The organism is Nostocoides australiense Ben110 (assembly GCF_001050535.1).
In the GTDB taxonomy this organism is placed as follows: Bacteria; Actinomycetota; Actinomycetes; order Actinomycetales; family Dermatophilaceae; genus Nostocoides_A; species Nostocoides_A australiense.
Genome location: NZ_HG764815.1, coordinates 4012633 through 4021516 on the forward strand (window position 1 = coordinate 4012633; position 8884 = coordinate 4021516).

At 64.6% G+C, this 8884-nt stretch carries 5 protein-coding genes and 2 pseudogenes; 4 read left to right on the plus strand and 3 right to left on the minus strand.

Annotation, left to right across the window (positions count from 1 at the left end):
- Nucleotides 1–634 precede the first annotated feature (634 nt).
- From BN11_RS19815 to BN11_RS19825, 3 genes are all read left to right on the plus strand, one after another.
- Nucleotides 635–1336 carry a hypothetical protein gene (locus BN11_RS19815; protein ID WP_235435562.1) on the plus strand — a complete coding sequence of 234 codons (702 nt, stop codon included), beginning with the start codon at nucleotides 635–637 and terminating at the stop codon, nucleotides 1334–1336.
- Complete coding sequence (locus tag BN11_RS19820; protein WP_048700121.1) at nucleotides 1333–3318, plus strand: ATP-binding protein; 1986 nt, start codon at nucleotides 1333–1335, stop codon at nucleotides 3316–3318. Before BN11_RS19815 ends, BN11_RS19820 begins: the two co-directional genes overlap by 4 nt.
- A gap of 117 nt (nucleotides 3319–3435) precedes the next feature.
- Nucleotides 3436–5454, plus strand: a complete 2019-nt coding sequence (locus BN11_RS19825) for a hypothetical protein (RefSeq protein WP_048700123.1) — start codon at nucleotides 3436–3438, stop codon at nucleotides 5452–5454.
- 321 nt (nucleotides 5455–5775) lie between these two features.
- Here the strand turns inward: BN11_RS19825 and BN11_RS24865 are convergent, their stop codons facing one another.
- From BN11_RS24865 to BN11_RS19835, 3 genes and pseudogenes are all read right to left on the minus strand, one after another.
- Complete coding sequence (locus BN11_RS24865) at nucleotides 5776–6615, minus strand: hypothetical protein (protein WP_048700125.1); 840 nt, start codon at nucleotides 6613–6615, stop codon at nucleotides 5776–5778.
- 210 nt (nucleotides 6616–6825) lie between these two features.
- Nucleotides 6826–7254, minus strand: a pseudogene (locus tag BN11_RS26240) (TniQ family protein); the annotation flags it as partial.
- Nucleotides 7251–8657 (minus strand): TniQ family protein, encoded by a 1407-nt coding sequence (locus BN11_RS19835; protein WP_083433908.1) that lies wholly within the window; start codon nucleotides 8655–8657, stop codon nucleotides 7251–7253. The gene BN11_RS19835 and the pseudogene BN11_RS26240, both read right to left, overlap by 4 nt.
- 16 nt (nucleotides 8658–8673) lie before the next feature.
- Between BN11_RS19835 and BN11_RS24435 the strand changes: the two are divergent.
- Nucleotides 8674–8884: pseudogene (locus BN11_RS24435) on the plus strand (IS3-like element ISAar46 family transposase); the annotation flags it as partial.

The following is an 8884-nucleotide window of genomic DNA, read 5'->3' on the forward strand; positions in this document are numbered from 1 at the left end:
GGTGTAGGCGATGGTGAGATCGCGGACGGCGATGCCCACCCCTGAATTCGGCACATGGTCCGGCAAATCGAGCGCGGAGAGGGTCAAGGGGCCGACCGTGTAGTTGCCCGGCAGTGGGTTGAACGCGAAGATGCGGTCCACATCGGCGCCGTCGTCAGGCTCTGGCATCTCAATCCTCAGTGCCGATGCCTCCACGGTCCGGGGGGAACCTCAGTGGCAGATCCATGGCCCTACGGCCCGAGGTCGCGGCAGCCCGGACGCGCCGCCTGCTCGCCCGAGTTCCCGATCGTCAGGAGGATGCCTAGTCTCAGAATCATCAGCACCGACCCCCCCGCAGTCTCAACAGGTCTCAGAATCCCCGGCCAAGTCTCGGATTCACGCTTGCCGGACACGTTGACTGTCAACGCTGACCGACTCTGAGACGGACGCGGCCCCCTCCAGCCAATCTGAGACGTGCTGAGCCGAGGATTCTGAGACAGGCGTCCACACCGGACACGCTCGTAGACCCGGTACCCGCTTCCCCGCGGAGCACCCCCTACGGCATCTTGGACGTTCCGAGGCGATCCGGATGCGGGCGAGACCGCTGTTTGACCTGATTGCATTGGCATCGACTTGAGGTCCTGGCGGTGGGAGGGTGAGTGTTGTTGACCTTGGAGGGATGTTGATGGGCGGCCCCACGACGCGGATGCAGGACGCAGTGCGCCTGTTGATGCTCATCAACGAAGCGGCTGAGCCAGTTTTGACTGAGGAAATCGCTGACGACCCGAGGTTGGAGACAGCGATCGGTGTGGTCCGTACGCAGGTGCGCCTGCAGAAGTTGGACTTCTGGGTTCGGAACCCCGACTACTTGGCGAACGAGTTGTTGAACGACTATGTGAACGGCGACCAGGACCCTGCGTTGCTGCACATGGCTGGCGAGATTCTCGATGGCGAGGAGCCGGAGCTGCGCCGCTATCCGATGCTCCGCTACCTGTTCGGTGCGTACGAGGACCTTGAGGACGCGTTGGCTGTTCTCAGGCAGGCGGACTTGGTGGTTCGTCGGAGGAAGGGTCGGCCGGGTCACGTGGTGCAGACGAACTACTTCTTGCTTCAGGCGGGCCGGGACATGGTGGTGCGCATTCGGGCGGAGTATGAGGACTTGGCTTGGTACTCGTTCCGGTCGGCGCTGGTTGTGCAGTTAGCCAGTGGTCACGGTGCGACTCAGTTGAAGGACAGGCAGTACATCCAGGAGGAGTACTTGCAGACGCCGAACGGGGTGCGTATCCCGTCTATCACTGAGCGGGCGCGGAAACGATTGGCGGACATTCGTGCAGGTTTGGAGGGTGAGTCGGCGTGAGTGTTCCGAGTCCGGGTGAACTGACCGAGAAGATCGCGACGAAGGCTGGCGTCGGCGTCGAAGTGGTCGAGACTGTGTTGAAGGCGAACGCGGTGTCGTTGGTTCCGGTGCCTCCGGCTCAGCGAGGGTTGGATGTTCGGCGGCTGTCATTCTCGGGTGAGCGCACGAGAACCCAATGGGATGGTCCCTTCAACGCGGTGTTCGAGTTCTCGGACGGGGTCACCGCCCTGATCACGAACGAGAACCTTCGGGGGAAGTCGTCGGTGCTCGAACTCATCACCTGGGCGTTGCGTGGCAGCGCGCGCAACCTCCGGGCCGACGTGCGGTTGTGGTTCACGCGCATCGTCTTGGAGTACTCAGTCAACGGGGTACCGATGGCGGTGGTGCTGACGAAGGAGGAGACGGGTTTCGTCGCCGACATCCTTCGAGCATCGGATGCAGACGTTCTGTCTGCGTTCCTGGCGGGTGACGCTCCGGCTGACGCGGTGAGTTACGTCAAGACAGGCCTGTCGGAGGCGGAGTTCAAGGAACAGCAGGACCAGCTGATGCTGACCTTGTTGAGTTTGGAACCCATCACGAACTTCCAGAAACGTCCGAACAGCGACCAGGGTGCTGCGCAGGACAACACGTGGCCGGCGTACTTCGGCGGCATCTACTTGCCGCGGGCGGGTTCGGAGATTCTCTTCGGCGACGTGGTGTTTGCGGCGTTGCCGGCACGGATCCTCCAGCTGTTCTGCAACGTGCCACTGATGAGCACGCAGATTCGCCTTTCGACGCTCGGGAAGGTGGTTCGGCAGGACGAGGCAAACCAGAACAGGCGTATGACCGAGGATGCTGCGGCGCGTGCCGGCGAGCGGGCGGAACTGGTCGCGGAGCTCGCGGCTGTGGAGGCGAAGTTCGCTGAGCTTCCGTCCCAAGGTGACCGGACGTACGAGGTGGTCGCCGCGGAGCTTCGTCACGCCGAGCTTCGTTTGGACGAACTCGCCGCTGTCAGTCGTTCGGCAGGGTCCATGTTCGATGAGGCGAAGGCCGCTCGGCAGGCTGAGGAAGTGCGTGCGAACGGCGACCGTGAAACGGAGCTGGCCGAGCTGCTGTTCCAGGGGCTCAACCCGAAGCACTGTCCTCGGTGTGAGCAGGAGTTCGAGAAGGCGCGGGTGGTTCGCGAAGCGAGCGACCACGAATGCTCAGTGTGCACCAAGCCGTTCCCAGAGGCCGACCCAGACACTGGTGACGAGGGCGAGGCCGAGGACTCCGGGGACGCGCTTGAGGCGTTGAAGGAGGCCGAAGAGGCTGCGCGTGTCTCGGCGGAGACTGCGGCTGCGGACGTCATTGAGGTGCGGCGGACGATTGAGCGGCTGGCGCGTGAGCTCGCTGGTGCGAGTCGTGCGGACGAGTTCACGAACCGTGTAGCTCTGCAGCTGGAGGAAGCCCGTTTGAGGGGTCGGCTGGAGAGCATGCCGGAGGGTGGCGAAGAGTTGCCGCCGTCAGAGTCGCTGTTGGTCATCGAAGCTGCAAACCTTGTGTTAACTGAGGTGACGGCCGAGGCGGCGAAGGAGATGTTCGTCGACCTCAACGCCGAGATTCTTGCGCTGGGGCGGAAGTTCAACATCACGAACCTGGAGAAGGTGGACCTGCAACGCAACGGTGGGATGCTGGTGACAACGGCTGGTGCCGAGGTTCCGTTCAAGAAGGTGTCCGGCGGAGAGCGGCTGCGGCTCCGGGTCGCGGTCATCATCGCACTACTTCGTGTAGGTGCACGGGCGGGTGTCGGGTCGCACCCAGGCCTCATCCTGTTGGACTCGCCAGGTTCGGACGAACTGACCGTTCACGACGAGGCGACGCTGCTTGAGGAGCTGGACTCGTTGAAGGACGAGCTGCCTGGGTTGCAGGTCATCATCGCGTCGGCAGAGCCTGCGGCTGTTGTGGACCACCTCCCGGCGGACAGCATCTACTCGAACCTTGAGGGCGGGCCGCTGTGGTGAGCGGTCCTGTCGGCGGTTCGCAGGACGATGGAGTCAGGGGCACCGGGTCGTTGTCGAGAGGTGCCGCGCGGGCACGGTAGGTGTGAGTTCGGGTAGCGAGGGTGAGGAGGTCAGGTCGTGTCGTTGGTGGAGGCTCTTAGCGAACTCGCTGTGCCTGACACTGCTGACGTCGCCGAGCTGAACGCGTTCGGTGATGAGCTGTACGCACGTGTCGACAAGGCGGACTTGGGCGACTCCTCTGCGGTTGCAGAAGCCGTGCTGATGCTTGCTCCGGAGTTTGCGTCGTTGGCTGAGGCTGCAGCCCGAGCTGGCGACACTCACGCCGATGATCTGCTCGCAGTGCTTGCGGACGCCATCCCCAGACTGCAGAACGTGATGTTCTTGGATGCAGCGGACGTCGCTCTATGTTCGCCGCTGTTCCTTGCCTCGCATGGGAAGGCGTTGGCTGGTGCGTTGGCTGAACGTGCGGAGGCGACCCGTGAGGTGCAAGGGCTGCAGGCTTACGCGTACCTGGAGGTGCTGACCCGTCTCGGGCTGACTGAGGCGACCGGGAAGTTCCGCGCGATGGCGTTCATGGCGTCGGTGACGTTGGATGACTCTCCGGACTTGTTGGAGCGCCTTCCGCACCTGGTCGGGTTGGCGATGGACCAGTGGCGCGAAGACACGCTTGGGTCCGTGCTCACGATCTTGTTGGAGCATCCGGATGCGCAGGTCGATGCGTTGTTCGAGCTAGGGCAGCAGATGCTTCGCTCGGCGTTGGAGGCCGACTCGGTCGAAGCTGTCATGCAGGGCCTGGTCGAGGCTCGCTCGCGGTTCGCAAAGGTGGAGGCCGCGGAGGAGGCGCGTGACGACGCGACCATCTACCGTGCGGCGTTGGACGTTCTGGTTGCGTTCAGTGCTGCGCCGACGAGCTCGCAACCTGACCCAGCGCAAGCAGTGACGGCCCTATCTGAGGCACTTGGTCGGCGGGCTGCGTTCTCGACCAGGGCTGCGATGGGCGGTTGGGCGTCTCCGCGACGGTTGGCGGAGGCTGAGTGGTTCGCGTTGGCGAACACGCTGCGCCTGGCGGTCCCGGAACTCGGGAAGGCCGCGTGGCGCGAGCCCGCCGAAACATTGTCTCAGGTGCTGGCTGCCTACCAAGCCTCCAGGTCGGTCACCGTCATCTCGGCGGATGGCCTCCGGGTCGTTCTGGAGCCGCCCGTGCGTGCTGCGTTCATCCGTCAGGAGGGACTGCTGGAGCACCTGCGTACGGCTATTGCTGCTAGTGACCTGCCAGAGAGTCAGGTTGAGGATGCTCAGGCCCTGCTGGAGGCGGTCGACGCCGGCGGGGAATCGGTGGGTGGTGATGCGGTGGGAAAAGTGTGGAGCTCCGCGCCCGCGTTGGCCGCCGCGCTCGGCGTCGACGCGGACTTTGAGGGCGCCGAGACCCTGGCGCGTGCTGTAGATGAGCTCCCGGATGTCGTTGCGTTCTTCAACGACCAAGCCGAGGGGCGGGCCCGTGCCTTGGCTCGGTCCACCGACCCTGTTGTAGACGGCCTCCTGGAGAAGGTGGTCAACGGTCTCGCAAGCTGTGAGGACTTCGAAAATACCGTCCGTGAGGAGTTCATCGAGGTTGTCACAGCTGTCCTGCGTTTCACTGCGGACCGGGTCGACGCTGGCCGCGAGAGCTGGAAGAAGGACATCGCCTACCTGTTCCCGCCCGAGGAGGGCGACTCGCCGTTCGGCGAGGAATTCCTGCAGAAGGACGTGTACAAGTGGCTGGGGAACTCACCCCTGAGGCCGTACACGCGCTTGGAGGAACGAGATGTCGCTGCGGGGCGCGCCGACGTGTCCGTGACCCGTTCCCATAGGTTGGTTATCGAAGTGAAGCGTGAACTGTCAGATGCGTCGCGCCCAGCACTTCATGCCGCGTACGGAGGTCAAGCTGCTGCGTACTCTGCTGGCGGTCCGCGCATCTCCTTGGAGATGGTGCTGGACCTAACCGACCACTCCGACGGGGTGCCTTCGTTGGCGAACTCGGTGTGGGTTGACGAGGTCATCGCGGGCGGGGAGATCCGCCATGTGGTTACGGTGGTCGTGCGTGGGAATCGACCTACTCCGCGCGAGACGAGGACGGGCACCACGAGGGACCGGTGACAACGGGTGGGCCGTCGACGCCGATCACAAACTTTGTCCGCTTGTTCTGCGCCGACCTCCTCCGAGACGCCAGCATCGACGTTCATGCCTCGCACGGGCCGGACGGAAGCACAGTCGATCTGTCGCTGCATTCCGATCGTCTCGAGGCAGGGTATCCGTGGTTCGGCTGATGGTGTTGATCTAACGATCAAGACCGTCCGCGGCCCCGGCGATTCGCACAACCCGTCAGTCCTAAACCGCGCGGCGTCGCAGAGTCTTGGCCGCAGCGTGAGTGCGGCGTTCGGTCGCGATTGATCGCAGACGCGGAGTTTTGGCACTCGGTTACGGATAGCAGGGACACCAGGCGCTGCCTCCTTGATCTAGGCACCTCGGAGATTGCGCATCCTTGAGAGCCCCGGAGCCAAAGCCTACGATCTGGCTTCGATGGTGGAACGAGGGGCGGTTGGCCTGCGTCGCCAGTTTCGTTTCTAGAGCATGCGAGGCAGCCAGGAGGTCGTCCTTGATCCCCCAGTTCGCGCCGAAGGCGTAGTGGGTCCAGTTGCGGGACTTGTCGGCTGGGAAGCCAAGTGCGGCGCCGGCCTCCACCCAGTCGCACGCATCGGTGCACACGCGAACGAGGATCATAGAGACCACGGCGCGGAGTATCCGCTGGTCGGGCTTGGTGGTGTGACGCAGGTGCTCGGGCAGAGCGCAGGGCCAGACGAGCTGGGGGATGTCGTCGACTCCCCACGCGCGCTGCTCGATGGGGGCTCCGTCGGTGGACACGAGTCGTCGCTGGATCATCGTGTGGGCTCTGCCATGCCGACTCAGCACCTCGTCGATCACGGGTTGGAGGGCGGCGGACGGCTGGGTCGTGCGGTTGAAGGTATTGGCATGCGGTGTACGGACGCTGGCGTTCCGAAGCCACCCATCCAGAACATCGGCGGCCTCCACGGGGCTGCTAGAGGTGATCAGCGGTTCGACCGATTGCAGCAAGCTGTCGATGAGGTCGGCATCCCGCGGCGGGTTGGCCCAGCGGTGCGTACGGCCCCAGCCGTCAGTGTGGACAACACCGAGGCTCACGGCGATGCCGATGGCGCTCTGCCAGGCTCGGAGCGACTGCAGCGACGTCCTCCCGACACCCGCAACGCGACCGCGCCCGCCAGCGGTCAAAGCGGCCATGATCTCTGCGCGGCGAAGGCGACCTGGACTGACCGTTGCCGTCTGCTGCTGGCTCAGGTCCGCGCTGCAGACTGAGCGACCCGGTAGGGGGTGCTGGCATAGCCGTCCATCTGGTGCAGCGGCGACGCGACCGGGGGCTGATCCGTGGAATTGATTGCCGAGTCCCGGAACCCCTCCACAGGTGCCGCATACACCGAGGAGGTTGACCTGATGCCTGAGGCACACGGTGTTCCACGGGATTCGCCAGCTCAGGCGCCAAGCCCCGCCTTCGGCGAGGCACTGCGGGCAGAACGTGCTGCCAGCCAGCCAGACCCAGCCGGCGTGGGCCGCTGCTCTCGTCGCGGCGATGGCGTGGCTCTCCGGCAGCCCGCTGAGGTCGAAGGCAAGTTGGTCGTAGGCCGCGAGTTGCATCTGCTCGACCTGAGTGGAGGCCAGGGCGAGGATGGGCGCTACTCTCGCGACGTCCTCGGGCGGCAGCGTGACTCCGAAGCGCCCGCGCCATCGGCCGCGACTGTCTCGCAGACCCAAGTGGCTGCCCATCCCAGCCAACGTGGCGCCGTGCTGTGCAGCTCTACGCGTCAGGTAAGACGCCCAGCTCTCGTCACCCACAGGCTCAAGCGCGAGAGGGAGGCGTGTCACGCGGCGACCCGGCGAAAGTGGTGCTCCAGCGCTGAACGCATTGCTGCCCCGTAGAGGCGGTCGAAGTGTTCGATGCTGCCGTCGCGGACGCTGGTCCGGACGTTGCTCGACGTGAATGTGCAGGCCCATTGGTCCACGAGCCACGTACGGACGGTGCGCACGTACGCTGACGGCTCGGCCGACGTTGCCGCAAGGTAGGCCCCCTCGTCGTAACAGAGTTGCTCGCGATCTCGGTAGTCGACATCGTCTCGAAGGAGTTCGGTAGCGGCCATCTCGCACAGGCTCCAGAATTGCTCCGCCCGTCCTTGATCCTCCAGCGTGATGAGGTACTTGAGGAACCTAGCCGCGGTAGTTGCCCTGCGCCGCTCAGGCAAGAGAACGCAGGCTGTCGATAGGTCCCGACCAGTGGCACTCATGAAGGAACCCACAGCCGAGACTGCTCGGGCCGTTCGGACGTCGGGCTGGTGGAGCAGATCGGAGAGTCCTCGAATGAAGAGGTGCGTCGGGAGCAGGTGAGGGAATCCGTACGTGGTCCCGACGAAGCCCAAACAGCGGGGTGCCCTCAGTGCTCTCGCGCCCTTCGTCACCGGCCACTCGGCCAAGCCTTGATACGCCGGGTACCCCGGTGACCGTGCCATCTGGACTGCGGTGGTGAACGACGTGATGACTGCCTCTGGAGACTTCCGCTCTCGTCCCTGCAGCTTCGTCCTCCACATCGGAATTCGAGAAGCGAGATGCAGGTCGAGGTCGGCGAAGAACCCAGCATGTTGCTCTGATGGGGTCAATCGGGAGAGGACCTCGGCTTGGCTGGCGATGTCGTCGTCGGTTGCCGTGATCTGCTCGCCCCGGCTTTGGTTTTCGGTGTCAAGCAGAAGGCCGTGATGAATGCAGACGAGATGGACACGCAGGCGCCAACTCATGGCCCGGAAGCCGGGTCTCGCTTCGCGGCACCTTCGGCAGTAGCGGTCCCACGCGGCATTCACGAGCGGTCCCGCCCCCGTCATTGGGAGTCGGTCTGCGGGGAGGTCCTTGGTGGGGTCGAACACCGACGGCGTCAGGTCGCCGAAGTCCAGAGCGGACCCGTCGTAGGCGGTCAAATGCATCGCCTGGATCTCTTCGGGTTCGAGGTTTGCGACTCTGCCGGCCGCCAGAGCCGCAGTGTTCGAGATCGCGATTCCTGACCAGCGGAGGTGACGACGTTCCACCCGTGAGATCCCGTGCAGTCGCTCGAAGAGACTGAAGGGATGAATGCCATAGGTGTCGGCGACGCGGAGCAGGTAGCCCCTGTGCGTCAGGCTGTGGTGAGACACGACGACTGAGTTCCTTCCCTTGCACGGGGTGAGAAGCGAGTAGTAGCTGATGACGATGACTTTGGCCGATGGGGCCGTTGATGATGGGGTCATGGGACCTCGAGGTGACCGGCCCAAGCGGCGGGTGTTCACGGCGGAGTACAAGGCGCGGATCCTGGCCGAGTACGACGCGGCCGAGCACGGTGGGCGGGGTGCGGTCCTGCGCCGGGAAGGGCTGTACTCCTCGCACATCGTGGAGTGGCGTCGAGCGGCTGACGCCGGTGCCCGGGCTGGTTTGGGCCCGGTCTCGCGGGACCGCCGCGACCGGGAGATTGAGGAGC

Excerpts from the sequence above, each read along its gene's own strand:
- BN11_RS24865 (WP_048700125.1), bottom strand. The coding sequence starts at position 6,615 with ATGGCCGCTTTGACCGCTGGCGGGCGCGGTCGCGTTGCGGGTGTCGGG.
- BN11_RS19835 (WP_083433908.1), bottom strand. The coding sequence starts at position 8,657 with ATGACCCCATCATCAACGGCCCCATCGGCCAAAGTCATCGTCATCAGC.